Here is a 24,385-nt window from a genome sequence, read left to right on the forward strand (position 1 = left end):
TCAAGCGACTGTTTGACCCGTTGGTTTCCGACGGAGAGGCTTGCCTGATGCGTAAGTTACTTACAGCGCTGGTGGCGCTCGGACTGTTCGTCGTGCCGTTGCGCGCTGCCGATGCCGCCGATACAGGTGAGCCCGGCAAGCTGGTGTTCGCCGACGAGTTCGACGGTACGGCGGTCGACCGGGCGAAGTGGGCGATCCACTCGAACGCCGAAGGCGACCAATGCCTGGGGAACAAGGGCAACGAGCAGCTCGAGTGGCACACCTGGGACGCGCTGTCGGTCAGCGACGGCAAGCTGACGATGACCGCGCGGAAGAACAACCCGGCATCCGGGTACGAGTGGTCGGGCGCACTGATCACCACCGGGCAGGCCTGCGGGCACGATCCGTCGCAGGCGTTCGCCGTACAGCCGGGTGACTATGTCGAGACGCGCCTGAAACTCCCGGCCGCCAAGGGTTTCTGGCCGTCGACGTGGACCTGGAACGGCAGCGGTTCGAATGAGCAGGACACGTACGAGTTCTACAGCGACAACCACCAAGCGCTGTACCTCACGAACCACCAGACCGGTGGCGGCCAGTGCGCGTACCAGTCGCCGACCGACCTGACCGCCGACTGGCACACGATCGCCGAGCAGCTCGGGCCGGACGAGACGGTGTGGTACCTCGACGGCAAGGAGGTCTGCCGGCAGGGCGCGTACGCGGGCAGCGGCGCGCTGATCCTGGATCTGTTCGTGTACAGCAAGATCCCGCCGGAGGTCACGTCGGAGTCGATGCAGGTCGACTACGTCCACGTGTACCGACCGTAAAAGGCTGAGGCCCAGCACCCTGGGACGTGGGTGCTGGGCCTCGGGGGCTACTGGCCGGTGAAGGTGAAGGTCGAGCCGGGTTCCTTCACGATGTCCCCGTCACGGGAGTTGGTGACCGTGACGTTCGACAGGTTCGCGCTGCCGCGGGCGCCGCCCATCGCTAGGATGCCCGAGCCGTTGTTCGACTTGTCGATCGTGATGTTGCTCAGCGCAACGTTCGGCATCTCGCCGCCGCCGGTCTTGAACTGGATCCCGTCGTACGTCGAGTCGTAGATGTCGGTGTCCTTGATCGTCACCCCCGTGATCGGCAGGTTCGACGGGAACAATGTGATCGCGCCGAACTCCTGCGCCTCGCCCCAGAACACACCGCCGCACCGGTAGAGCCCGTTGTTGGAGATGGTCGTGATCCCGGAGAACGGCAGCGGATCGTGGTCGGTGGCGAGCATGATGCCGGGGTAGTTCATCGTGTCGTAGACCAGGTTGTTCTCGATCTTGTTGCCGTACCCGCCGTAGATCGCGATCCCGTTCGCCCGCCAGGGCAGCTGGATCGTGTTGTTGGTGAACGCGTTGTCGTGCCCGATGTCGACCGACGGGTCCTTGACGTACTTGTTCGCCCAGACCGCGAGCGAGTCGTCGCCGGTAGTCCGGAACGACGAGTCGAACACCTTCGAGTTCCGGGTACCGTTGGAGAAGTTGATCCCGTCCGCGTACGTGTCCCGGACCCGCATCCCGCTGAACTCGAGCCCGTCCGCCGGTCCCCACAACTCGGGGATGTTGTCGTAGTCGCGGCCGACCCAGACGCCGACGTTCGAGTGCTCGATCCAGACGTTGCTGATCTTCGTCCCGGTCCCGAACCGCCCGTTCAGCGCGACACCGCCCTCGGCGTTCCCGTCGCCGCCCCGGATCCGTCCCGACCCGAAGATCGCGATGTCGCTGAGTTGAACAAACTTGTCGATGTCGAAGCCGAAGTTGCCCTCGTGCGGGTGGTTGATGCCGCCGGCGTTCTGCGGCTCGATCGTCGAGTAGAGCTGCGAATACCACATCCCGGCGCCGCGGATGGTGGTGTTGCTGATCCCGACCTGGTTGTACTGCCCGCGGTTCTGCGGGTCGTCGGTGAGGATCTTCTTCTCCTGCCGCCATTGCCCTTCCGGGATCCACACGCAGCTGATCACGCCGTTCTGGTCGTCGGTGACCGCGCGCTGGATCGCGTCCGCGTCGTCGATTCCGTCGTTCGGCACGGCGCCGTACTGCGTGATCGACGTACACCCGGCGGGCTGCGTCAGCGGCGGCGCGACCTGCTCGAGGTCGACCAGGTCGATGATGTAGTACGACGCCGTGTCGCCGGCGTCGCGCTGCAGCCGGAACGTGGTGCCGGACGGGTACGACTCACCAAGCAGGGCGTGCGACTCGTCGAACAGGCGGCGGGCGTCACCACCGGGGGTGTTGGTGAGTGCCTCAGGTCCGTCACTGTTCCCGTACAGCCAGCTGTTGTGCGACGACAGCTTCAGCTTCTGCTTGAACGTGCCGTTCACGTACAGGCTGATCGTTGCCTCGAGCCCCTGCCCGTCGGCGGAGTCCGGGATCGAGTTGCGGATCACGATCGAGTTCGTCGGTACGGTGGAGGTGAACTGGACGTACTGGCCGCTGTCGTTCAGGCGGACCGACGCGCGGCCGGACGACTCGGTCGCGAAGTTCGTGTGGCCGAAGGTGCGCTGTGCGTCGCTGGTCAGCAGCGTTCCGGTGTAGGCACCAGCTTCGGCCTCGTACGACGTGAACGGCACGGCGGCGCCCCGGCCGACGACGACCGGCTTCGTGAAGCTGTTGTTGGTTTCGTTGGTCTCGTCAACGGTACCAGTCGCATCGGCTGTGGCAGTGAGGGTTGCGCCACCGGTGACGGCCGTCCAGGTGCCGCCGATCGCTACGGTCGCCGTGGCGCCGGCCACGATCGCGAGGGTGCTGCCTGTCAGGGTCGTGCTGCCGACGGTCAGCTTGGTGGTGCTGGCTGCTGCGGAGCTCGTACCGCGGTTGTTGACGGCGACCGTGAAGGAGACCGGTGCGCCGGGAGCCGGGTTCGCCGGGATGGAGGTGATGCCGGTGATCTGGAGATCCGGGCCGGGCGCCTGCGCGACGGTCAGTTGTGCTTGGCGGGTGTTGTTGTCTTCGTTCTGCTCCGCGATCGCATCGTCGGGATCGGCGGCCGCGGCGATCGTGTAGTTGCCTTCAGCATGCGTTCCGGTGTCGGCGGTGACGGTGGCGGACGCGCCGGCGGCGAGCGCCTGGACGTTCGCGGTGCCGGCGACCGTGCCGTTGAGAAGGAAGTTCAGGGTGCTTGCCGGGGCCGGCGCGGAGCCGTTGTTCTTCACCGTCGCGGACAGGGTGATCGGCGTGGACTCGGTCGGGCTTGCGGGCGACGAGTCGACTGCGGTCACCACCAGGTCCGGGTTCGGGGCGGCCGTACCGAGGACCTGCAGTTCGGCGACCTGGCCGCCGGGGGCGCCGGTGTTGGCGAACAGTTGCAGACGTAGGTCGGCGTACCGGCCGGTGACGGGGATCGTGACCGTGTTCTGGTTCGACGCAGGATCGAAGTGGTAGTCGGCCCGGGCGACGGCCGAGGTGAAGCCGGTCGCGTCCTGTTCCCGGCCGAGCACCTCGATGCTCTGGGTGCGGGCGGCCCAGATCGGGTCGGGGTTGAGCTTGATCACGACGGAGCTGACGTCGGCGTTCGCGCCGAGCTTCACGGTCAGGGTGGACGGGAAGCCGTTCGACTCCCAGTAGGTGCCGACGTTCCCGTCGTTCGCATTCGGGGCGACGAAGTTGAACACCGAACTCGACGCCTCGATCGGTCTCCCAGCAGCGAGATCGGCGGGGGCGGCTTGGGCGGCGGACGGGGCCGTCAGCAGGGTGGCGGTGATCAGGGTGAGGGCGAGCAGGAGTCGCCGCAGAGGGTGTGCGCGCATGCGGGGTGGTCCTCCATCGTGGGGGCGGTGGGAGGTCGCGCGCTACAGAAATTTCACAAGCTTGCTGATTTTTTGCAGCGCGGGTAGTCGAATGTTGCTGGACTTCCCGCGCCGCGTCAACACCTCAAGCCCCAGAACCAGCCGCGATCGGCCAGGCCTCGGCGGTCAGGCGCGAGTAGCCAGGCCTCGGCGGTCAGGCGCAAGCAGTCAGGCCTGGGAGGTCAGCCGCAGAGGGTCGGGCGTGGGCGGTCAGGCGTGGCTGGTCAGGGGCGGGTGGTCAGGCGCGGCGTTGGGTGGCCCAGTCGCGGATCAGCTCGATCCGCTCCTTGAGCTGGATCGACGAGGCGTGCGCGGCGGCCGGTCCGCCGAGCTTGCGGCGCAGGTCGTTGTGGATGACGCCGTGCGGCTGACCGGTGCGGTGGTGCCAGGCGGCGACCAGACCGTTCAGTTCACGGCGCAGGAGCGCGATCTGCTCGTGCGTGGCCAGCTCGGTCGGGGTCGGGTCCTCGCGGTCGCTCGTGGACCGCTGGCCCTTCTTCTGTGCGGCCAGTGACTTCTGCTGGCGCTTGTGCAGCAGCTCGCGGACCTGGTCCGGCTCCAGCAGGCCGGGCAACCCGAGGAAGTCCAGCTCCTCGTCGGACGCGTTGTCGCCGCCGGTGCCGTAGTCGCCGCCGTCGAACACCACCCGGTCGAAGCTCGCGTCCGACCCGAGCGCCTCGAAGTTCCCCTCGAGCTCGTCGCTGGCGCCCTCGGCCTGGTTCGCCTGCTTCAGCAGGTCGTCCTCGAGGGCGAAGATGTCGCCGTCCTCGTTGCTGTTCTTGCGGCCGAGGACGTGGTCGCGCTCGACCTCCATCTCGGCCGCGAACCCGAGCAGCCGGGTCACCGACGGCACGAACACCGACGCCGTCTCGCCGCGCTTGCGGGCCCGCACGAAGCGCCCGACGGCCTGGGCGAAGAACAATGGCGTCGAGGTCGGCGTCGCGTACACCCCGACCGCGAGCCGCGGTACGTCGACGCCCTCGGAGACCATCCGGACCGCGACCATCCACCGGGACTCGTCCTCGGAGAACTTCGCGATCTTCTTGCTCGCCGCCTTCTCGTCGGACAGCACGACGGTCGGCGCCTCGCCGGTCAGCTCGCGGAGCGTCTTCGCGTACGCGCGGGCCGAGTTCTGGTCGCCGGAGATCACCAGCGCACCGGCGTCCGGCATGTGCCGCCGTACCTCGGTCAGCCGCTTGTCGGCCGCCGCGAGGACCGCGCCCATCCACTCGCCGGTCGGGTCCAGCGCGGTGCGCAGCGCCTGCGCGGTGAGGTCCTTGGTCAGCGGCTCGCCGAGCCGTGCTGCGACCTCGTCACCGGCCTTGGTACGCCAGCGCATCTCGCCGGAGTACGACATGAAGATCACCGGGCGTACGACGTGGTCGCGCAGCGCATGACCGTACCCGTACGTGTAGTCCGCCTTGCTCCGGGCGACGCCGTCGTGCGCCTCCTCGTAGGTGACGAACGGGATCGGGTTGTCGTCGCTGCGGAACGGAGTACCGGTCAGGCAGAGCCGGCGGGCGGCGGGCTCGAACGCCTCCCGGACCCCGTCGCCCCAGCTGAGCGCGTCACCGCCGTGGTGCACCTCGTCCAGGATCACCAGCGTCTTGAACCGCTCCGTACGGACACGGAAGGCCAGCGGGTTCACCGCGACGCCGGCGTACGTCACCGCGACGCCCTGGAAGTCCTTGTTGGTCTTGCCGCGGCGCCCGGCGAACGCAGGATCGATCGCGATCCCGGCCTTGTCCGCCGCATCTGCCCACTGGGTCTTCAGGTGCTCGGTCGGGGTCACCACGGTGATCCGCTCGATCTGCCGGCGGTGCAGCAGCTCGGCGGCCACGGTCAGCGCGAACGTCGTCTTCCCAGCGCCCGGTGTCGCCACCGCGAGGAAGTCCCGCGGGTTGTTGTCGAGGTACTGCTGGAGCGCCTCTGCCTGCCAGGCACGGAGCTTGCTCGCGGTACCCCACGCCGCACGGTCCGGATAGGCCGGTGGCAGGACAGCAGGATTGGCCGGCACGTGCGATTCCACAGACAGCTACTCCCCCGAAAGTCGACAGTGCGCCGGGCAGGAAGGTTACCCGAGATCGGTTACGAGATCAGATCCGCAGGCACCACCGTCACATCGAACGGACTGGTCAACCCCGCCGCTTCGTCGCCGGTAACCTTCGCGACCTGCACGTATGCCCCGTCCTGCAACTCCCACGCGATCAGACTCGGCGTGTCGGGGTCCACCACCCAGTACGCCGGGCACCCCGCCGCCTCGAGGCGCGAGAACTTGACCATCACGTCGAAGCGACGCGTGCTCGGCGACAGCACCTCGACCGCCAGCAGTGGCGCTCCAGGCAGATCCCGCTTCGTGAAGGCGTCGCGACGCGCGACCATGAGGTCCGGGATCATGACCGTGTCATCGGCCAGCACCATGTCGAACGGCGCGATCATGACGTAGAGCTCAGGCGGGCACGCCTGCCTGAGGTGGATGAACAGATTGGCCGCGATGTCCTGATGGTTGAACGACGGGCTCGGAGTCACCAGCAGCACCCCGTCGATGAGTTCGTACCGGTGCCCGTCATCGGGCATCCGATCGAGATCGTCCCTGGTCAGCGCCTTGAAAGGCTGCCAGGGCACTGCGGGTTGCGTCGGGAGAGGTTCCACGAGACTCATAGTGCCTCCTTTGGTTGGTCACGGCAGAGAAGGTGCCGCGATCTGCCCCTGGTTGCCCCGGGAATCTTGATGCTGTGGAAAAGTTCCGGGTTGGCTGGTGACACGTCCTACACTCGGGGGTATGAGTACTCAGCTGACCCCCGGCGCGGAGACGGTTGTCGACGAGCGGACCCAGACCTCGCCGGCCGAGCCAGGCGATCACGAGCGGTTCTCGCACTACGTGCCGAAGGACAAGCTGACCGAGGCGATGGTGATGGGCACCCCGGTGGTCGCGCTCTGCGGCAAGGTGTGGGTCCCGAGCCGCGACCCGCAGCGGTTCCCGGTCTGCCCGGAGTGCAAGGAGATCTGGGACTCGCTGAACCCAGGCGACGAGGGCGGCGACGGCGGCGGCGGCGAGGAGTAGCCCCGGCTAGTTCTGGCTCGGGTCGTCGGGGTACGTCGACACGTAGGCCATCTGGTCGGGCTGGCGACGCAGGACCCGGCGCCACAGCGTGTCCGGGTCGTGCCCGAACACGTCCGCGGGCTCCGACTCCACGACGTACCAGGCGCCCTCGGTGATCTCGCCCTCGAGCTGCCCGCTGGACCAGCCCGCGTACCCGGCGAAGATCCGCATCCGGGTGATCGCGCCCTCGAGCAGCTCCGGCGGTACGTCGAGGTCGACCAGCCCGATCCGCCCGAAGCACTCCCGCCACCCGGGCGGGTCCGTGGACGCGGTCACCTCGGCGACCGCGAGCGCACTGTCGGTGCCGACCGGGCCGCCCATGAACAGCACGCCGGGCTCGTCGACGGCCGCCGACCAGTTCGGCAGGACCCGGTCCACGGACAGGTCCGCGGCGCGGTTCACCACCACCCCGAGCGCGCCGTCGTCGTCGTGATCCAGCAGCAGGATCACCGAACGGCGGAAGGGCGGCTCGTCGAGCAACGGGGTCGCCACCAGCAGCGAACCGGTCAGGGTCGAGACCGTCATGCCTCCATCATGGCGTACGACGGGCCGTCCGGGCTCCCAGCCAGGCACCCAGCGCCACCCCGGCCAGGTCGGCCAGCGCGTCGAACGGGTCCCCGTCGCGCTGCGGCAGCAGGTAGTGCTGGACGAGTTCGCTGACGATCGCGTTCGCGACCAGGGCCCCGAGCAACCAGCGGGCCGGTACGCCGGCCCTCAGCCCGGTGAACGCCACCGCCGCGAACAGGAAGCAGTGCGCGACCTTGTCGATCTGCGGGATCCCGACGTTCGGGCCCGCCTCACGCGGCGCATACACGCCGTACAGCTGCAGGGCCACCGCGGCGCCGAACGCGATCCACCAGGCCCACACCGCGATCCGCGATGCCGGCCGTCCGGTCTGTGTGGAGGTCACGCCGGCGCGTCGTCCGGGTAGGTCTCGTGGGCCGGCGCCTTGCCGCCCGCGGCCTCCCGGACGGCGTGCGCGACCATCGTGTGCACCTCCGGGTGGAAGACGCTCGGCACGATGTACGACGCGTTCAGCTCCTCGTCGGTGACGACGCCGGCCAGCGCCTTCGCGGCCGCCAGCTCCATGTCGATCGACACCTTCGACGACTGCGCGTCGAGCAGACCGCGGAAGACGCCCGGAAAGACCAGCACGTTGTTGATCTGGTTCGGGTAGTCGCTGCGGCCGGTGGCGACCACCGCGGCGTGCTCGCCGGCCTCGCTCGGATCGACCTCGGGCGTCGGGTTCGCGAGCGCGAACACGATCGAGCCGTCGTTCATGGTGGCGATGTCGGCGCCGGTCAGCAGGTTCGGCGCGGAGACGCCGATGAACACGTCGGCACCGGCCAGCGCGCCCTTCAGGTTGCCGCTGTACTTCGCCGCGTTGGTGTTCTCCGCGATCCAGCGCAGCTCCGGCGACAGGCCGTCCCGCTCGGTGTGGATGACGCCGTCGATGTCGGCGACGACCGCGTCCTTCACGCCCGCCGCGAGCAGCAGCTTGAGGATCGCCGTACCGGCCGCGCCGGCGCCGGACAGCACCACGCGGACGTTCGTGATGTCCTTGCCGACCACGCGCAGCGCGTTGTACAGCGCGCCGACCACGACCACCGCCGTACCGTGCTGGTCGTCGTGGAAGACCGGGATGTCGAGCTCTTCGCGCAGCCGGGCCTCGATCTCGAAGCAGCGCGGCGCGGAGATGTCCTCCAGATTGATCCCGGCGAAGCCCGGCGCGATCGCCTTCACGATCGAGACGATCTCGTCCGGGTCCTGGGTGTCCAGGCACAGCGGCCAGGCGTCGATGCCGGCGAACCGCTTGAACAGCGCGGCCTTGCCCTCCATCACCGGGAGCGCGGCCTTCGGGCCGATGTTGCCGAGGCCGAGGACGGCGGACCCGTCGGTGACGACCGCGACACTGTTCCGCTTGATGGTCAGCCGGCGCGCGTCCTCGGGGTTGGCCGCGATCGCCAGGCAGACCCGCGCGACGCCGGGCGTGTAGATCATCGAGAGGTCGTCCCGGTTGCGGATCGGGTGCTTGGCCTCCATCGAGATCTTGCCGCCGAGGTGCATCAGGAACGTCCGGTCCGAGACCCGGCCGATCTCGACGCCCGGGACCGCGCGCATCGCCTCGACCAGGCGGCCGGCGTGCTCGGTGTCGGCCGCGGCGCAGGTGACGTCGATCCGCAGCTTCTCGTGGCCGGAGGCGGTCACGTCGAGCGCGGTGACCAGACCGCCGGCCTGCTCGACCGCGGTCGTCAGCTTGCTCACCGTCGAGCCGCCCGCAGGCACCTCGAGGCGAACGGTGATGGAGTACGAAACACTCGGCAAGGCAGTCACGCGGGTGATCCTCTCATGTCACTGGTAAGGCTCAAGGGTTACGTACGTAAAGTGCATGACAGAGCGCTGGGTAATCCATTACTCGCCCGGCTAGGGTGCGGGCAGGAAGGGAGTCACTGTGCCGACTGTCAGCGATGTGGCCGCGCGCGCCGGGGTGTCGACGGCGACCGTGTCGCGGGCGCTGAACGGGAAGCCCAGCGTCGATCCGGAGCTCGCCGAGCGGGTCCGGACCGCGGCCGCCGAGCTCGGCTACCAGCCGAACGGGCCCGCGCGGAACCTGCGCCGCCAGGAGGCCGCGGTGGTCGCGCTGATCATCTCCGACGTGGAGAACCCGTTCTTCACCGCGATCGCGCGCGGGGTCGAGGACGTGGCGCACGAGGTCGGGTACTCGGTGGTCCTCTGCAACTCCGACGAGAGCGCGGAGAAGGAGAGCCGGTACGTCGACATCGCCATCCAGGAACGCGTCGCGGGCGTCATCCTGTCGCCGAGCGGGCCGGAGTCCTCGGTCGCGAAACTGGCGTCCCGTGGTACGGCGTACGTCGCGGTGGACCGGCCGCTGCCCGGCGCGGACAGCGATGTGGTGCTCGTCGACACCCGGGTCGCGGCCCGGGTGGCCACCGACCATTTGGTTGCCCAGGGCTACGAGCGGATCGGCTGCATCACCGGGCCGGCCGGGGTGCGGACCGCCGACGACCGGCTGGCCGGGTACCGGGACGCGTTGAAGGGCGCGCGCCGACGGAGTGCTGCGAGGCTGGTTCGGCGCAGCGAGTACAAGGCGGCTGGTGCGCACCGGGCGGCGCTAGACCTGCTCGCCCAGCCCGATCCGCCCGACGCCTTGCTGATCGCGAACAATGCGATGGCGGTCGGCGTACTGCAAGCCCTGCAAGAGCGGGGCGTACGAGCAGGGCGCGACGTCGGCCTGGTCGCCTTCGACGACGCCCCCTGGGCCGCCCTCGTCAACCCGCCCCTCACCGTGGTCGCCCAACCCGCCTACGAACTAGGCACCGTAGCCGCCCGCCTCCTCCTGGCCCGAATCACCGACAACACCCGCCCACCCACAGCCACCACCCTCGCCGCCCGCCTGATCCCCCGAGCCAGCTCAACCCGCTGACCCCACCCCAGCCACCCTGACCCGACCCGGCCGGCCCGGCCCCGTTTGAGAGGTTCACCTCGCAAGTGACCCGTTCACCCACTGCAGGCGAGAGATGAACGGACCGTTTGCGAGGTTCACCCCTCAAACGGCAGCTCGGAGGAATGCGGGCGGGTGTCAGCTGCCGGGGTTTTCTTCGGCGTAGATCTTGGCGGCGTTGGTGGGGTCTATCAGGCGGGTCTGCAGGGTCTGGGTCTTCTCGATGGTGCCGCAGTCGATCAGGATCTTCTTGGCGGCGGCGATCGCTTCCTTGCCGTTGGTCGGGTAGGTGAAGGTCGCGGACAGCCGCCCCTGCTCGACCGCCTTGATCCCACCGGACGGGATCGGCAGCGCGTCGATGCCGGTGAACTTCATCTCCTTCTCCCGGCCGACCGCCTTCGCCGCCAGGTACGCACCCTCGGCCATCGGGTCGTTGTGCGAGAACACCACGTCGATCTTCGGGTTCGCCTTCAGCAGCGCGTCCATCTGCGACTGCCCCTTCTCCCGCAGCCAGTCACCGCTCGCGGTCGCGATCACCTTCACCTTGGGGTTGCCCTTGATCCCCTCGACGAACCCCTCGTGCCGCTCGGCCTGCGGAGTCGCACCCGCCAGCCCCTTCAGCTCGACCACATTTCCGCCCTGCGGCAGCAGCTTCTCCGCGATGTACTTCCCGGCCTCGCGCCCGATCTGCACATTGTCGCCGCCGATGAACCCGGTGTACGCGTCACCCTCGACCTTCCGGTCCAGCACGATCACCGGGATGCCCTTGTCGAACGCCTTCTTCACCACCGCGGTCAGTGGCTTCGCCTCGTTCGGGCTGATGATCAGCAGGTCGATCTGCTGGGTGATGTAGTTCTCCACATCCGCGACCTGCTTGGAGTTGTCCTGCGCCGCGTCCGCGAACTTCACGTCGAACTGCGGCACCTCCTTCGCGGCCGCCTTGATGTCGTCGTCCATCCGCTGCCGGTACGGTTCGGCCACGTTCGCCTGGCTCATCCCGATCGTGTACTTGCCGTCCTTGCCCTTGCACGACTTCGACGACCCGGGGGACGCGCCACCGGAAGTCCGGTCGCTGGTCGTCCCGCAGCCGGCCAGAGCCGATGCAGCCAACCCGAGCGAAGCCGCGGCGGCCAAGGGGATTCTCACTGAGCGCATGACGGAGCCTTCCTTACGAGGTGGGGCGGAGCCGCTGCAGCGTGGCCGCGGCAACGATCACCAGTCCCTTGATCAGGAGCTGGATGTTGGGGTCGACGTTCTTCAGGGCGAGGATGTTGTTCAGGGCACCGAGCAGCAGTGCGCCGGCCACGGTGCCGGCCACCGAGCCGCGGCCGCCGGACAGGCTGGTGCCGCCGATCACCACGGCCGCGATCGCGTCGAGTTCGTAGCCGGTGCCGTCGTTCGGGCTGCCCTGGTTGAGCTGCACGGCGTGCACGATCCCGGCCAGCGAGGCGAGCAGCCCACAGATCGCGAACACCGCGATCTTCACGCGGACGACCGGTACGCCGGACAGCCGCGCGGCCTTCTCGTTGCCGCCGACCGCGTACAGGTGCCGGGAGAACGCGCTGACCCGGAGGAACACCACGGCGGCGATCGCAACCACCGCGAAGATCAGTACCGGGATCGGCACCGTACCGCCGAAGGTGCGTTCGCCGAGCAGCGCGAACGATGCGGGCGCCTCGTTCTTCCCGTCGCCGTACGCGATCGCGATGCCCTGCCCGTCGGACCATTTTCGCGCCAGCCCGCGGGCGATCTGCAGCCCGCCGAGCGTGACGATGAACGACTGGATCCCGATCATCGCGGTCGCGGCGCCCTGCAGCGCGCCGAACACCAGCCCGATCAGCAGGACCAGCAGCACCGACGGCACGAAGCCCCAGTTGTCCTCGACCATCAGGACGGCGGATCCGACCGCCGCCAGGCCGAGCACCGAGCCGACCGACAGGTCGATGCCGCCGATCAGGATCACGAACGTCATCCCGACCGCGATGATCCCGATCTCGGACACCGCTCGCACCACGTTCGCCAGGTTGTCCGCGCTGATGAACAGGATCTGGCCGTTCTTCCGCGGCGACACGATGATCGCCGCGATCACGACCGCGACCAGGCCGAAGACACTCTGGAACCGGAACAGCGTCGCCGCCAGGCTGCGCTGCTCGGTGGGCGCGGCCACCACGGGCCGGTCCTGTACGCCGGTCATTGCGCTCCTCCACTGCCGTCAAGTCCCGTGCTGTCGAGTGCCGTGCTGGCGGGTTCGGTGCTGTCGGGTCCGGTGCTGTCGAAGACCTCGTCGAAGACTGCGCCGTGCCCCATCGCGGCGGCGAGCAGGTCACCTTCGCCCGAGTCCGCGGTACTGAACGACGCCACGTCCCGGCCGTCCCGCAGAACGACGACGCGGTCGCAGACCCCCACCAGCTCGGGCAGTTCGGACGACGCGAGCAACACCCCGAGACCCTGCGCCGCGAGCTCGCCGAGCAGCCGGTAGATCTCGGCCTTCGCACCGACGTCGACGCCGCGCGTCGGCTCGTCGAGCAGCAGCAGCCGGGGTTCGGTGAGCAGCATCCGGCCGAACACGACCTTCTGCTGGTTCCCGCCCGACAGCGAGCCCACCTCGTCCTGCAGCCGGCCGAACTTGAGCCGCAACCGCTCGGCCATCGACAGCGACGCGGTCCGCTCCATCCGGCGCGCGACCACCCCGAGCCGGCCGTACGCCGGCAGGCTGGATAAAACCGAGTTCGCGAGGATCGAGTGGAACAGTACGAGCCCCGAAGCGCGCCGGTCCTCCGGGACGAATCCGATGCCCTGGGCAAGCGCCTGACGGGGTCCGCGGGGCCGGATCGGCTTGTTCTGCAGGAGGATCCGGCCGCTGAGCGTACCGCCGGGCGCGACGCCGTACAGGGTCTCGAGGAGTTCGGTGCGGCCGGCGCCGAGGAGTCCGGCGAGGCCGACGATCTCGCCGGCGCGGACGGTCAGCGAGATGCTGTCCGGGTCGCGGCGGCCGGCGCGTGGGCGGCGGGGCTTGAGACGCAGGTTCTCGACGCGCAGCAGCTCGTCGCCGGTGGCGGAGTCGGGTGTCGTGAACATGGTCTGCACCGGGCGGCCGACCATCGCCTCGACGACCTCGGCCGTACTGAGTTCGCGCGGGTCGAAGCTGGTCACGATTCGCCCGTTGCGGAGCACCGTCGCGCGGTCAGCGACCTGAGCGATCTCCTCCATCCGGTGCGAGATGTAGACGATGCCGACGCCGCTCTGCCGGAGTTCGCGGATCACGTCGAAGAGCCGCTCGACCTCGGAGGTGGTGAGCGCGGACGTCGGCTCGTCCATGATCAGCACCCGCGCGTCGAGGGAGATCGCCTTCGCGATCGTGACCAGTTGCTGCTCGCCGACGCGCAGGTCGCCGACCAGGCGGCGCGGGTCGAGGTCGACGCCGCTGCGGGCGAGCAGTTCGCGCGCGGAGCGTTCCATCCGGCGGCGGTCGACGGTCCGGTACGGCGTCCGCAGCTCGCGGCCGAGGAAGATGTTGTCCGCGACCGGGAGGCCGGGCACCAGGTCGAGCTCCTGATGGATCATCGCGATCCCGGCGGCCTGTGCGTCGGTCGGCCCGCTGAAGTGCACCGGCTCGCCGTTGATCGCGATGCTGCCCACGTAGTCGGTGACGTCGCCGGACAGGATCTTCATCAGGGTGCTCTTGCCGGCACCGTTCTCGCCGAGCAGCGCATGCACCTCCCCGGCCCCGAGCACGAAGTCCACTCCGTCACAGGCCTGCACGCCCCCGTACCGCTTCCCGATCCCACTCAACCGCACGAGGTCAGGCACACAACACCTCCGCGATCCTGGGGCGAGTAATCGATTTCCCGGACGCTAATCGTGCGCGTCCGGGGCGTCAACCCCCTGCACCCCAATCGACGGTGGACCGCCAGGCAGGCAGAACCCGCGTTTTGATCGTTCCAGAGGGCGCGATCGGCGGGTTCTGCCTGCGTGGCGGTCCGGCTCAGCTTGCCGAGACGGTCACCTTGGTGAAGAGGGGGCGGCCGCTCGGGGGCATCACGAAGCCCTGGACGCGGGAGCGGACGGCGGCGTTCGAGGCCAGGTCGGCCGGGAAGATCCCCACGGCGTCGTCCCAGAGCGTCTGGCCGGCCTGTTCGTACAGCTTGGGACGGGCGGCCTGGTCGACCGATGAGCGCGCGTCGAGCAGGAGCTTGTCGACCGCGGGGTTGCAGTACCCGTTCCGCTTGGCGCTGCAGACGTACAGCCGGGCCAGCGTGTAGTCGGCATCACCGGTGCCGGTCACGTTGGTCTGCAGGTTCATGTCCCAGTTGAGCTTGCCGAAGTCCTCGAGCCACTGCGCCCGTTCCTTCTCCAGCGGCTTGACCGTGACGCCGATCTTCGCCCAGTCCGAGATCATCGCCTGCGCCAGCGCCCGGATGTTCGGCCCGCCCTCGAGCGGCCACTGCATCGACGTACTGAACCCGTTCGGGTACCCGGCCTCGGTCAGCAACTGCTTCGCCTTCGCCGGGTCGTAGCTGTACGGCGCGAGCTTCGGCGCACCGATCACGCCCTGGGCGAGCGGCGCCTGCGCGACCGACGCGAGATCACCGAACAGGTCCTTCACGGTCCGATCCAGGTTGAGCCCATGCCACATCGCCTGCCGGACCCGCTTGTCGTTGAACGGCTTCCGGTTCGAGTTGAACCAGTCGAAGTAGTACGTCCAGCTCGGCGTCGTCGAGTACGTGATCGCGTCGCTCCCCTTCACCGACCCGACCTGGTCCGGCGGGATCTGCGTCAGTACGTCGACCTCCCCGTTCTCCAGCCCGGTGATCCGCCCAGCCACCTCAGGGATGTTCACGAACTCGAGCTTGCTCAGCTTCGGAGCACCGTCCCAGTACGTCGGATTGGCCGCAAGCTCGAGCTTCTCGTCGGGCTGGAACGCCGTGACCGTGAACGGCCCGGTCCCGATCGGCTTGCTGAAGAACCCGTCGGTGTTGAGCTTGGCGGCCGGCCCGATGAACAGCAGCGTCAGCGAGCTCAGCAACGTACCGAGCGGCTTACTGGTCTTCACCGTCACGGTCTGGTCGTCGGTCGCCGCGAACGACGTCACCGTCGAGTACAGCGGCACCAGCGGGCCGTCGAGCTTCTGGTGCCGTTCGTACGACGCGACCACGTCCTTCGCGGTGAACGGCGTACCGTCGGAGAACTTCACGCCGGTACGGAGCTTGAACACCCACGTGTTCGGGTCCGGGTTCTGCCACGAGGTTGCCAGTACCGGGACGATCTTGCCGTCGTCGACGCGGACCAGCGGCTCCATGATCTGCTGGATCGCGGTCTGCACGCTCTCCTCGCCGGCGTACTTGTAGGTGTCCAGCGAGACCGGGAACATCGCCGGCGCGTACCGCAGGACCTGCTCGCCGCTGCTCGGCTCACTGGCCGGTGAACACGCGGCCAGACCGAGCGGTACGGCCAGGGTGACAGCGGCGAGCGCGGCCACGAATCGCTTCCTCAGCACAGGATTCTCCTCAGGGGTGATGCGTGTAGGTAGCAACGACCGGGTAGTGGTCGGACGGGGCGCGGCCGTCATGGAAGAACTCGACGACCTCACTGGATCGAGCGGCGAGCGGGCCGCGGGCGAAGATCCAGTCGATCGCCTTGGGTGGTGAGGCGAGTGGCGACAGCTTGGTTCCGATCGGGCCGGTCGCGACCGTCGGCACCACCGGGTGGGTCACCGGCGAGTGCCGGCCGAGGGCGGTGAAGCTGTCCAGGAACCCGGCGTTGCCGAGCTCCCATTGGGGTGGGCCGATGTCGTTGATGTCGACGGTGAACAGGCAGGCGCCGTCACCGGCCAGCCGTTCGAGCGCCTCGCCGATGGCGCGCGCCTGGGCGATCCGGCGGTTGACGTGGTCGGTTCGCTCGTCCGGGTGCCCGGGCCAGGTGAGGTGCGCCGTACTGAAGATCAACTCGGTGCCGTCGGGGGTCTGGAGGCGGACCCAGAACAGGCGCGCGTCGGGCGAGAGGATGCCGACGTCCTCGGCGCCGTGTTCGAGGTACGTGAACAGGTTGCGCCGCCACCACAGATTGCTCTGCGTCTCCCAGCCCGCGGTGCCGTCGACGCGCTCGTGGTCGGGCAGGAGGTCGTCGAGGAGCTGGCGGGTGACCGGCCGGAGTTCCTGTACGGCGAGCAGGTCCGGCGGCCTGATCGTGAACAGGCTGCCGATCGCGTCCCGGCGCTGATCGAGGTGGAAGTCGGCCCACAGGTTGTAGGTCATTGCGACGAAGGTGAAGGTCATCGGTCCATCCCGATCGGCACAGTAGGCACGTTGTACGACGAGAGTCCGTCGAGGCGGAGGGTGGTGAGCGAGCAGTTGACCGGCGGATCCAGCAACATCTCCGCCCCTGCCGGGAGCTGGAGCGCGGACGCCGCCGCGACCCGAATCGGGCCGCCGTGCGTCACCACCAGCACCCGCTGTGCGCGTCCGGCTGCGCGCATCCCCGCATCCGCATCCCCACCATCGCCGGGGTCGATCGGCTCGATGTCTGTGCAGGCGATCGGGTCGACGTCTGTGCAGGCGATCGCCCGAGCTGCGGCCCACACCCGTGTTCGCAGTTGTGCGAACGTCTCACCGCCGCCGCGCGCTACGTCTTCACCGCGTCCGAAGGCGTCGACGACCTCGGGCTCGTCGGCGTACACGTCCGCAAACGTCCGCCCGCCCCACGTCCCGACGTCGATCTCACGCCATCGCGGGTCGACCCGTACCGGTACGTCGTCGCGCGTGTCGAGGTACGGCTGCAGTGTCTCGGTCACGCGCTGGAGGTCGCTCGCCACCACTGCGTCGATCTGCAGCGATTGCAGGTAGTCCGCGGCTTCCTTCGCCTGCTGGCGCCCGCGCGCGCTGAGCCCGGTGCCTTGCTGGCCTTGGTAGCGGTGCTCCGCGTTCCACAGCGATTCGCCGTGGCGGAGCAGGACGAGTTCGGTCATCGGGCGGCTCCGGTGAGCTCGGTGGCGAAATGGCAGGCGGTCGGGTGCAGGTCGAGGCGCGTCGTGAGCTCGGGAACCTCGTGTGCGCAGGTCTCGTCGGCCTTCCAGCAACGCGTGCGGAACCCGCAGCCGGACGGCGGATCCGCGGGCGACGGGACGTCCCCGCCGATGATGATCTGCTCGCGCGGCGGTCGGTCCCACGGCTTCGGGTCCGGTACGGCGGAGAGCAGCGCCTGTGTGTACGGATGCAGGGGTCGCTCGAACAGCTCGTCCTGGGACGCGGTCTCGACGATCCGGCCGAGGTACATCACCGCGACGCGGTCCGAGATGTGGCGTACGACGGACAGGTCGTGGGCGATGAACAAGTACGCCAGGCCGAGGTCGCGGCGTAGGTCGTCGAGCAGGTTCAGGACCTGCGCCTGCACCGAGACGTCCAGCGCGGAGACGGCCTCGTCGCAGATCACGAGTTTCGGGCGGAGGGCGAGGGCGCGGGCGATGCCGATCCGCTGGCGCTGACCACCGGAGAACTGGTGCGGGTAGCGGAGGGCGTGGTCGGGGTTGAGGCCGACGCGCTCGAGGAGTTCGCGGACCTCGGTGCGGTGCTGGTTGCGGGGGACGACGTCGGGGTGGATCTGCCAGGCCTCGGCGATGATCTGCTCGACGGTTGCGCGTGGGTTGAGCGAGGCGTACGGGTCCTGGAAGATCATCTGGAGTTGCCGGCGTACTCGGCGCATGGATGCCTTGGGCAACGAGGTCAGTTCCTCGCCGTCGAAGACGATGCTGCCGGAGCGGGCCTTCTCCAGCCCGATGATGGTCCGGGCGACGGTCGACTTCCCCGACCCCGACTCCCCCACCAGCCCGAGCGTCCCACCCACCGGAATCTCGAACGACACCCCCGCCACGGCCTGAATCTCCCCCACAGCCCGCCGCAAAACCGCCGACCGCAAGGGGAAAGAAGTACGCAACTCCCGCACCGACAACAACGGCTCCCGGGACGCGGGGTCGGTGGTGGAGCCCTTGGGGGGTGGGGTCGGGTTAGTGGGCATGGGTGGGGGCTCCTTTCGGGTGGTGGCAGGCGGCTTGGTGGAGGGGGCGGGTGGGGAAGGGCTCGAGGATGGGTTCGACGTCTTCGCAGAGGGCGTCGGCGTGCGGGCAGCGGGGGCGGAAGGGGCAGCCGGTGGGGAGGGCGAGCAGGTCGGGCGGGGAGCCTTGGATGGGGGTCAGGCGGTTGCGGGGTCCTTCGAGGGCGGGAATGCTCGCCATCAGTCCGGTGGTATACGGGTGCGCGCTGCGTTCGTAGACCTCGCGGAGCGGACCGGTCTCGACAACACGCCCCGCGTACATCAGCACCACCCGATCCGCGACACCGGCGACCACGCCGAGGTCGTGCGTGATCAGGACGAGCGACATCCCCTCCTCGGCCTGCAGCCGGGTGAGAAGGTCCATGATCTGCGCCTGCACCGTGACGTCCAGCGCGGTCGTCGGCTCGTCCGCGATCAGCAGCCGTGGCGACAACGCGAGCGCCATCGCGATCATCACCCGCTGCCGCATCCCACCGGAGAACTGATGCGGGTAGTCGTCCAGCCGCTTCGACGCCGCCGGGATCCCGACTCGCTGCATCAGCTCCAGCGCCGCCGCCCGCGCCTCCCGCCGCGACGCACCACGATGCCTGCGGAACATCTCCGCAATCTGCGTACCGACCCGGAACACCGGGTTCAGCGAGCTCAACGGATCCTGGAAGACCATCGCGATCTCCCGCCCCCGCAGGCCTTTCGCCACCCCCGGCGCGAGCAGATCGCGGTCGTCGTACGTGATGCTGCCGCCGGTGATCCGCCCGGCCGGCTTCGGCACGATCCCGAGCACCGCCTGCGCGGTGACGCTCTTCCCGCTCCCGGACTCGCCGAGCAACGCCACCGTCTCGCCGGCGCCGACGTCGAACGAGGCCCCGTCGACCGCCGCGACCACGCCGCCCGCGGTCGCGAACTCGACCCGAAGGTCGCGGACACTCAGCATCACAGACTCCTCAGCCGTGGGTCGTACCGGTCCCGGAGCGCGTCCCCGAGCACACCGAGCGAGATCACCAGGAACGCGAGCGCGATCCCCGGGATCGTCGAGATCCACCACGCATCCGCCAGGTAGTTGCGCCCGTTCGCGATCGTCACGCCCCAGCTCGGCGCCGACGCCGGCGTCCCGAGACCGAGGAAGCTCAGCGACGCCTCGGCGAGGATCACGTGCCCGATCTCGACCGTCGCCACCACCAGTACGGGCGCGGTGCAGGCCGGCAGCACGCACCGGGTGATCAACCGCCAGGTCCCGGCACCCAACGTCCGCGAAGCGTCGACGAACTCCCGGCGCCGCGTCGCCAGCGCCTGCCCGCGGGCCACCCGCGCGAACGTCACCCAGTTCGCCACCGCAAGCACGATCACGACGTTCACCACCGACGGGCCGAGCAACGCCGCGATGAAGATCGCCAGCAGGATCGAGGGAAACGCGAGCTGGATGTCCGCGAGCCGCATCAGTACGCCGTCCAGCCAGCCGCCGAAGTACCCGGCCGCGAGACCGATGGTGACGCCGATGGTCCCGGCGAGCAGCAGCGTCGCCAGCCCGACCGCGATCGAGATCCTTGCCCCCTGCAACATCTGCGCGAACAGGTCCTGCCCGACCTGGTCGGTGCCGAAGATCGCGAACGACCCGTCGGAGAGCCGGCTGAACGGCGGCCGCAGCCGGTCCGCGGTCCGGGTGTCGACCGGGTTGTACCGGAACAGCCACGGCCCGATCGCGGCAGCCACGACGTACACCGCGATCACCACCAGCCCGAACCGGATCCGCGCCGAGCCGGCCCTGGTCCGGCGCCGCGCGGCAACCCGGGTTCCCACCGAGAGCTCGACAGTCATGTCAGTCACCCGCCAGACGGACCCGCGGGTCCAGGAAGCCGTACACGAGATCGACGAGCAGGTTGATCAGCACGAAGATCGTTGCCACCAGCAAGATCGAGGCCTGCACGACGCCGTAGTCGCGACGCCCGATCGAGTCGATCAGCAACCGCCCGACACCAGGCCACGCGAACACCGTCTCGACGATCACGGTGCCGCCGAGCAGCGCACCGAACTGCAGGCCGACCACCGTCACGATCGGGATCAGCGCGTTCCGCATCGCGTGCACGAGGATCACGATCCCCTCGCCGAGACCCTTGGCCCGCGCGGTCTGGACGTACCCCTCGTGCACCACCTCGAGCAGCCCGCTGCGCGTCAGCCGTACCAGGATCGCCAGGAACGGCAGCGCCAGCGTGATCGTCGGCAGCACCAGATGCGCCCAGCTGCCGGACCCGGCGCTCGGCAGCACCTTGAGCCCGCGCGCGAACACCAGGATCAGCACGATCCCCAGCCAGAACGACGGCGTGGACTGCCCCATCAGCGAGAACACCGAGATCGTCCGGTCCACCCACGTGTGCGCCCGCAGCGCCGCGACCACGCCGAGCGGCAGACCGATCAGCAGCGACAGCAGCAGCGCGGCAGTCGCCAGCTGGATGGTGGCCGGAACCCTTTGCAGTACGAGGCTCATCGAGTCCGCGTTCAGCCGGAACGACTCGCCGAAGTCCAGGTGCACGACGTTCGTCAGGTACGTCGCGTACTGCTGGATCAGCGACTGGTCGAGCCCGAGCTGCGCCCGCAACGCTGCAACCTGCGCCTGGTCCGCGTCCGGCCCGAGCATGATGTACGCGGGGTCGCCGGGCACGAGGCGCAGGACGACGAAGATGATCGTGACCGCGCCCCACAACACGAACAGCGAGAAGAACAGCCGCCGAACGACGTACGCCCCCATCAGGCGCCGCTCCGCAGTACCGAGACCACGCGCCGGAGCTCGTCGACCGATCCCTGCTGGGTCAGTTCCGCGCCGAGCGCGCCCGCGCAGGTCCCGTCGCCGGCCCGCACCGGCACCGCGACCATCCGCGGCAGCGACGCCACCGGCCGGGCGTTGTGCGCGAAGCCGGAGATCCTGATCCGCTGCAGGGTGTCGAGCAGATCAGGGCTGCCCGTCACCTGTTCGACAGGGAGAGCGGAGAGGTACGCGCGCCCGAGCGCACTGCGATGCAGCGAGACCGCGTGCCCCGGCTCGACGGACAGCATGCCGCGCTCGCTTCCGCGCTCGACGGACAGCGCGCCGCGTTCACTCCCGCGGGCGACGGCGGCGACCTGCAGCACCGTTCCGCCGGTCTTCGGCAGCGGCTTCGCGAGCACGACGAGGCGGCCGAGGCGGTCCCCCAATTCGACCAGTCCCTGCTCCGGGGCGACGCGGCGCGGGGTCGTACGGCGGAGCGCGGCCAGACCGTCGCGGGCGGTGTAGCGATGGTCGTCGACGCGGTCGGCCAGACCGTGCGCGCAGAACGTCGCGAGGATCCGGTGCACCGTGCTCTTGTGCAGGCCGACGGTGCCGGCCAGCTCGGTCACGCCGTACGCGCGGTCCTCGCGGTTCAGCTCGGCCAGGACGGTGAGGGCACGACTCAGCGACTGCATGGAGCCTCATTCCGTGAACGTTAACGGGAGCGTTAATGCACCGTAGAAGTGTGTGATTTACGTGTCAATAGACCACCGTTGCGGAGAGCGAAACGGACCGTTGACGGTCATTTCCCGTGAACGTTAACTTCACCCAATGACGACTTCCGACGTCCGTGCTGCTCTGCTGTCCGCCGATCCGAAGCTGTCCAAGTTCTCGCCGCTGCCGCGGATCCTGGCCTTCGACGAGTTCGACAGCGGTACGCACGGCTGGACCGAACTGCTCGGCAACTACAACGGTCGTGGCGACCTCAGCACGGTCGACGACCACATGCGCGACTTCCGGCCGCCGCAACTGTCGGCCTGCAACTTCTTCGACATCGGTACGCACGGTGCGCTCAGCGGCACGTACGCGCTCAAGCTCGCGACCCGCCCGCACAAGGGCCACACGGCGGTCGCGATCCGCCGGCTCACGATGAGCGGCCGCGGTCTCGTCCAGCTCGAGACGTACTTCGCCTTCAAGTCCGAGGCGACGCTCGGCGGCGGCGCCGACCTGGACAACTTCGGCGACGTGCAGTGGGACGGCAACACGCACCCGTCCGAGGCGCAGTTCGGCGCGTTCACAGTCGCGACCGACCTGTGCGGCGACGGCGGCCTGCGCTACCACACGGTCGCGCGCTACCAGAACACCGACCTGGACAACCACTTCACCCGGCGCTGGATGGCCCCGACCGTGCCCGAGCCGACGCCGCGCGAGCACTTCGAGGGCAAGGTGAAGCTGGAGTACGCCGCCGACTTCACCGCGCCGAACCCGGAGGACTGGCAACAGTTCGGCGAACCGCAGGAGCTCTGCTACAACGAGGTCCCGACCAAGGTGAACTGGCACTACCTGCGCTGGCTGGTCGACACCGACAAGCGCCGCAACGTCGAACTCCAGGTCAACGACCGCGTGATGGACATGCGTGACGTCCCCGTTCCGCCGTACGAGGAACGCTACGAGACGCTCGAGAACCTGCTCAACTTCTACTTCTCGGTCCGTACCCACAGCTCGGTACGCAACTTCCTCTTTCTCGACTCCGTCCTCATCTCGGTTGATTGGTAGGCCCATGCGACAGTCCATGACCGCGGTGCTCGAACGCGACACCACCTTCGGCACCCAGTTCGCCACCGAGCCGTACGAGGTCGCCTGGGCCGGTGAGGCACGCTGGTTCGTGCAACACGTCGGCGGCGACGGTACGGCGACGTACGTCACCCAGATCTCACCCGACGGCATCACCTGGTGCGACCTCGACGATCTCGAGCACGTGGTCGAGCCGCGCAAGCTCGTCAGCTGGCCGGCCGCGGGCTTCGGTCACTGGCTGCGGCTGCGCGCAACGGTCGACGGCGAGGTGCAGGTCCGCATCCACCTGGCGGTGAAGGCATAAGTTACGGGGCATGATCTACGGGGCATGAGGAGGATCTGATGGTGGAGGCTCGGCGGCCCACGCTGCGGGACATTGCGGCGGCGCTCGGTCTGTCGGTGAACACCGTGTCGCGGGCGCTCGGCGACAAGGACAGCGTCAGCGCGAGTACGCGGGCCGCCGTCCAGGCCGAGGCGGCGCGGATCGGGTACGTCCCGAACACGCTGGCCCGGTCGCTCGTACTCGGCTCCGCGATGACGCTGGGCCTGGTCATCACCAACCCCTCGAACCCCTTCTACGCACAGCTGATCAGCAGTATCGAGCTCCGGGTCCGCGCCCAGGGGTACTCGTTGCTGCTGCTCGTCACCGACGAGAGCGTGGAGAACGAGCAGCGCGCCACCGAGGCACTGCTGCGCTCCGCGGTGGACGGCGCCGTTGTGGTCCCGGTGCAGGCCGAGTGGGACCACTGGCGGCGCGTCCGGGACAGCGGCATCCCGCTGGTGTTCGTCAACCGTGACCTGCCCGAGCTCGACTGCGACATGGTCGGGGTCGACTACGAACGCGGGTCGTACGAGGCGACCAGCCATCTGATCGCGGGCGGCGCGCGGCGGTTGCTGCTGCTCGAGGAGGACCTGCCGATCACGACCACCGCGGACCGGATCACCGGCTTCCGCCGGGCGCTGGCGGACGGCGGCATCGCGGTCTCGGACGACCTGGTACGGACGGTTCCGACGCGCCGGTACGACTCGCTCGCGCTGCCCTGGCAACCCGAGGAGGCGTACCGGTTCGCGCAGTCGCTCGACCTGCCGGACGCGATCGTGACCGGCAACGACTACTTCGCGCTCGGCCTGCTCCGGGTGCTCGCCGAGCGAGGTCTCGCCGTACCGGACGACGTCGCGATCACCGGGTACGGCGACCACCCGTACGCGGCGTACCTGCAACCCCCGCTCACCACGGTCCGCCTACCCGCGGCCGAGGTTGGCACCGCCGCCGTGGACCTCCTGCTCCAGCGCCTAAAGTCCACCGGCACCGACCGCCCCCGCAAAACCCTCATCCGCCCAGAGCTGGTCGTCCGCGCGTCGACGTCGGATCGCCAGGCCATCACAACTGACTGCTAGCCTCGACGGCCCGCCTGCGGCGGCGATTGCCCACACATTGTGATG

General features: G+C 68.9%; 23 protein-coding genes. 6 read left to right on the top strand and 17 right to left on the bottom strand.

The genetic code is table 11. From position 1 onward, the window contains the following. Nucleotides 1-47 precede the first annotated feature (47 nt). Nucleotides 48-803 (top strand): family 16 glycosylhydrolase, encoded by a 756-nt coding sequence (locus ACGFI6_RS04530; protein WP_393115225.1) that lies wholly within the window; start codon nt 48-50, stop codon nt 801-803. Nucleotides 804-850: 47 nt separating this feature from the next. On the opposite strand, the gene ACGFI6_RS04535 is transcribed toward ACGFI6_RS04530, so the two are convergent. The 3 genes from ACGFI6_RS04535 to ACGFI6_RS04545 all read right to left on the bottom strand — a co-directional run bounded on the left by ACGFI6_RS04535 (nt 851) and on the right by ACGFI6_RS04545 (nt 6,460). Beyond that, nucleotides 851-3,760, bottom strand: coding sequence for a CARDB domain-containing protein (locus tag ACGFI6_RS04535; protein ID WP_393115227.1), 2,910 nt, complete (start codon nt 3,758-3,760; stop codon nt 851-853). A 277-nt stretch (nt 3,761-4,037) separates the two neighbouring features. Further along, the gene (locus tag ACGFI6_RS04540; protein ID WP_393115228.1) at nt 4,038-5,828 is read right to left on the bottom strand and encodes a DEAD/DEAH box helicase; all 1,791 of its coding nucleotides are present in this window, start codon (nt 5,826-5,828) and stop codon (nt 4,038-4,040) included. A 59-nt stretch (nt 5,829-5,887) separates the two neighbouring features. Next, nucleotides 5,888-6,460 (bottom strand): Uma2 family endonuclease, encoded by a 573-nt coding sequence (locus tag ACGFI6_RS04545; protein ID WP_393115229.1) that lies wholly within the window; start codon nt 6,458-6,460, stop codon nt 5,888-5,890. 121 nt (nt 6,461-6,581) lie between these two features. On the opposite strand from ACGFI6_RS04545, the gene ACGFI6_RS04550 reads away from it, so the two are divergent. Then, nucleotides 6,582-6,863 (top strand): DUF3039 domain-containing protein, encoded by a 282-nt coding sequence (locus tag ACGFI6_RS04550; protein WP_393115230.1) that lies wholly within the window; start codon nt 6,582-6,584, stop codon nt 6,861-6,863. Between the two features lie 6 nt (nt 6,864-6,869). Here the strand turns inward: ACGFI6_RS04550 and ACGFI6_RS04555 are convergent, their stop codons facing one another. Genes ACGFI6_RS04555 through ACGFI6_RS04565 form a run of 3 tightly spaced genes read right to left on the bottom strand, consistent with a single transcriptional unit; the run spans nt 6,870 to nt 9,236 of the window. After that, nucleotides 6,870-7,427, bottom strand: coding sequence for a YqgE/AlgH family protein (locus tag ACGFI6_RS04555; protein WP_393115231.1), 558 nt, complete (start codon nt 7,425-7,427; stop codon nt 6,870-6,872). Between the two features lie 7 nt (nt 7,428-7,434). Beyond that, nucleotides 7,435-7,812 (bottom strand): VanZ family protein, encoded by a 378-nt coding sequence (locus tag ACGFI6_RS04560; protein ID WP_393115232.1) that lies wholly within the window; start codon nt 7,810-7,812, stop codon nt 7,435-7,437. Beyond that, nucleotides 7,809-9,236, bottom strand: a complete 1,428-nt coding sequence (locus ACGFI6_RS04565) for an NAD-dependent malic enzyme (protein ID WP_393115233.1) — start codon at nt 9,234-9,236, stop codon at nt 7,809-7,811. Before ACGFI6_RS04565 ends, ACGFI6_RS04560 begins: the two co-directional genes overlap by 4 nt. A 118-nt stretch (nt 9,237-9,354) precedes the next feature. Here ACGFI6_RS04565 and ACGFI6_RS04570 point away from each other — a divergent pair, with 118 nt between their 5' ends. Next, entirely contained in the window at nt 9,355-10,347 is a 993-nt protein-coding gene (locus tag ACGFI6_RS04570) for a LacI family DNA-binding transcriptional regulator (RefSeq protein WP_393115234.1), read from the top strand. Nucleotides 10,348-10,503: 156 nt separating this feature from the next. Here ACGFI6_RS04570 and ACGFI6_RS04575 read toward each other — a convergent pair whose 3' ends face one another. The 11 genes from ACGFI6_RS04575 to ACGFI6_RS04625 form a co-directional block, all read right to left on the bottom strand. Further along, complete coding sequence (locus ACGFI6_RS04575; RefSeq protein ID WP_393115235.1) at nt 10,504-11,520, bottom strand: substrate-binding domain-containing protein; 1,017 nt, start codon at nt 11,518-11,520, stop codon at nt 10,504-10,506. A 13-nt stretch (nt 11,521-11,533) separates the two neighbouring features. Continuing rightward, on the bottom strand, nt 11,534-12,559 hold the full coding sequence (locus ACGFI6_RS04580) for an ABC transporter permease (protein ID WP_393115236.1): 1,026 nt from the start codon (nt 12,557-12,559) through the stop codon (nt 11,534-11,536). Further along, nucleotides 12,556-14,175 (bottom strand): sugar ABC transporter ATP-binding protein, encoded by a 1,620-nt coding sequence (locus ACGFI6_RS04585; protein ID WP_393115237.1) that lies wholly within the window; start codon nt 14,173-14,175, stop codon nt 12,556-12,558. The genes ACGFI6_RS04580 and ACGFI6_RS04585 overlap by 4 nt, the downstream gene beginning before the upstream one ends. Before the next feature lie 175 nt (nt 14,176-14,350). Continuing rightward, nucleotides 14,351-15,862 (bottom strand): ABC transporter substrate-binding protein, encoded by a 1,512-nt coding sequence (locus ACGFI6_RS04590; RefSeq protein WP_393115238.1) that lies wholly within the window; start codon nt 15,860-15,862, stop codon nt 14,351-14,353. Nucleotides 15,863-15,872: 10 nt separating this feature from the next. After that, nucleotides 15,873-16,640 (bottom strand): endonuclease/exonuclease/phosphatase family protein, encoded by a 768-nt coding sequence (locus ACGFI6_RS04595; RefSeq protein WP_393115239.1) that lies wholly within the window; start codon nt 16,638-16,640, stop codon nt 15,873-15,875. Beyond that, nucleotides 16,637-17,329 (bottom strand): histidine phosphatase family protein, encoded by a 693-nt coding sequence (locus ACGFI6_RS04600; protein ID WP_393115240.1) that lies wholly within the window; start codon nt 17,327-17,329, stop codon nt 16,637-16,639. Before ACGFI6_RS04600 ends, ACGFI6_RS04595 begins: the two co-directional genes overlap by 4 nt. Beyond that, nucleotides 17,326-18,375, bottom strand: a complete 1,050-nt coding sequence (locus tag ACGFI6_RS04605) for an ABC transporter ATP-binding protein (protein ID WP_393115242.1) — start codon at nt 18,373-18,375, stop codon at nt 17,326-17,328. Before ACGFI6_RS04605 ends, ACGFI6_RS04600 begins: the two co-directional genes overlap by 4 nt. Beyond that, the gene (locus ACGFI6_RS04610) at nt 18,365-19,342 is read right to left on the bottom strand and encodes an ABC transporter ATP-binding protein (protein WP_393115243.1); all 978 of its coding nucleotides are present in this window, start codon (nt 19,340-19,342) and stop codon (nt 18,365-18,367) included. The genes ACGFI6_RS04605 and ACGFI6_RS04610 overlap by 11 nt, the downstream gene beginning before the upstream one ends. Further along, nucleotides 19,342-20,223 carry an ABC transporter permease gene (locus ACGFI6_RS04615; RefSeq protein WP_393115244.1) on the bottom strand — a complete coding sequence of 294 codons (882 nt, stop codon included), beginning with the start codon at nt 20,221-20,223 and terminating at the stop codon, nt 19,342-19,344. Before ACGFI6_RS04615 ends, ACGFI6_RS04610 begins: the two co-directional genes overlap by 1 nt. Before the next feature lies 1 nt (nt 20,224). Next, the gene (gene nikB / locus ACGFI6_RS04620) at nt 20,225-21,151 is read right to left on the bottom strand and encodes a nickel ABC transporter permease (RefSeq protein ID WP_393115245.1); all 927 of its coding nucleotides are present in this window, start codon (nt 21,149-21,151) and stop codon (nt 20,225-20,227) included. After that, nucleotides 21,151-21,843 (bottom strand): helix-turn-helix domain-containing protein, encoded by a 693-nt coding sequence (locus ACGFI6_RS04625; RefSeq protein ID WP_393115246.1) that lies wholly within the window; start codon nt 21,841-21,843, stop codon nt 21,151-21,153. Before ACGFI6_RS04625 ends, nikB begins: the two co-directional genes overlap by 1 nt. Nucleotides 21,844-21,979: 136 nt before the next feature. Here ACGFI6_RS04625 and ACGFI6_RS04630 point away from each other — a divergent pair, with 136 nt between their 5' ends. The 3 genes from ACGFI6_RS04630 to ACGFI6_RS04640 are packed head-to-tail and all read left to right on the top strand — an operon-like array spanning nt 21,980 to nt 24,340. Next, nucleotides 21,980-22,924, top strand: coding sequence for a DUF6772 family protein (locus ACGFI6_RS04630; RefSeq protein ID WP_393115247.1), 945 nt, complete (start codon nt 21,980-21,982; stop codon nt 22,922-22,924). A gap of 4 nt (nt 22,925-22,928) precedes the next feature. Next, nucleotides 22,929-23,246, top strand: coding sequence for a hypothetical protein (locus ACGFI6_RS04635; protein ID WP_393115248.1), 318 nt, complete (start codon nt 22,929-22,931; stop codon nt 23,244-23,246). A gap of 38 nt (nt 23,247-23,284) precedes the next feature. Then, the gene (locus ACGFI6_RS04640) at nt 23,285-24,340 is read left to right on the top strand and encodes a LacI family DNA-binding transcriptional regulator (RefSeq protein ID WP_393115249.1); all 1,056 of its coding nucleotides are present in this window, start codon (nt 23,285-23,287) and stop codon (nt 24,338-24,340) included. Nucleotides 24,341-24,385: the final 45 nt, after the last annotated feature.

The organism is Kribbella sp. NPDC048928, assembly GCF_043197975.1.
In the GTDB taxonomy this organism is placed as follows: domain Bacteria; phylum Actinomycetota; class Actinomycetes; order Propionibacteriales; family Kribbellaceae; genus Kribbella.

Bases quoted from the DNA above. Each gene is read 5' to 3' on its own strand.
- ACGFI6_RS04535 (WP_393115227.1), bottom strand. From the start codon at position 3,760: ATGCGCGCACACCCTCTGCGGCGACTCCTGCTCGCCCTCACCCTGATC.
- ACGFI6_RS04545 (WP_393115229.1), bottom strand. From the start codon at position 6,460: ATGAGTCTCGTGGAACCTCTCCCGACGCAACCCGCAGTGCCCTGGCAG.
- ACGFI6_RS04530 (WP_393115225.1), top strand. From the start codon at position 48: ATGCGTAAGTTACTTACAGCGCTGGTGGCGCTCGGACTGTTCGTCGTG.
- ACGFI6_RS04605 (WP_393115242.1), bottom strand. From the start codon at position 18,375: ATGCCCACTAACCCGACCCCACCCCCCAAGGGCTCCACCACCGACCCC.
- ACGFI6_RS04610 (WP_393115243.1), bottom strand. From the start codon at position 19,342: ATGCTGAGTGTCCGCGACCTTCGGGTCGAGTTCGCGACCGCGGGCGGC.
- ACGFI6_RS04625 (WP_393115246.1), bottom strand. From the start codon at position 21,843: ATGCAGTCGCTGAGTCGTGCCCTCACCGTCCTGGCCGAGCTGAACCGC.
- ACGFI6_RS04555 (WP_393115231.1), bottom strand. From the start codon at position 7,427: ATGACGGTCTCGACCCTGACCGGTTCGCTGCTGGTGGCGACCCCGTTG.
- ACGFI6_RS04630 (WP_393115247.1), top strand. From the start codon at position 21,980: ATGACGACTTCCGACGTCCGTGCTGCTCTGCTGTCCGCCGATCCGAAG.
- ACGFI6_RS04600 (WP_393115240.1), bottom strand. From the start codon at position 17,329: ATGACCGAACTCGTCCTGCTCCGCCACGGCGAATCGCTGTGGAACGCG.
- ACGFI6_RS04615 (WP_393115244.1), bottom strand. From the start codon at position 20,223: ATGACTGTCGAGCTCTCGGTGGGAACCCGGGTTGCCGCGCGGCGCCGG.
- ACGFI6_RS04635 (WP_393115248.1), top strand. From the start codon at position 22,929: ATGCGACAGTCCATGACCGCGGTGCTCGAACGCGACACCACCTTCGGC.
- ACGFI6_RS04595 (WP_393115239.1), bottom strand. From the start codon at position 16,640: ATGACCTTCACCTTCGTCGCAATGACCTACAACCTGTGGGCCGACTTC.
- nikB (WP_393115245.1), bottom strand. From the start codon at position 21,151: ATGGGGGCGTACGTCGTTCGGCGGCTGTTCTTCTCGCTGTTCGTGTTG.
- ACGFI6_RS04580 (WP_393115236.1), bottom strand. From the start codon at position 12,559: ATGACCGGCGTACAGGACCGGCCCGTGGTGGCCGCGCCCACCGAGCAG.
- ACGFI6_RS04640 (WP_393115249.1), top strand. From the start codon at position 23,285: ATGGTGGAGGCTCGGCGGCCCACGCTGCGGGACATTGCGGCGGCGCTC.
- ACGFI6_RS04575 (WP_393115235.1), bottom strand. From the start codon at position 11,520: ATGCGCTCAGTGAGAATCCCCTTGGCCGCCGCGGCTTCGCTCGGGTTG.
- ACGFI6_RS04550 (WP_393115230.1), top strand. From the start codon at position 6,582: ATGAGTACTCAGCTGACCCCCGGCGCGGAGACGGTTGTCGACGAGCGG.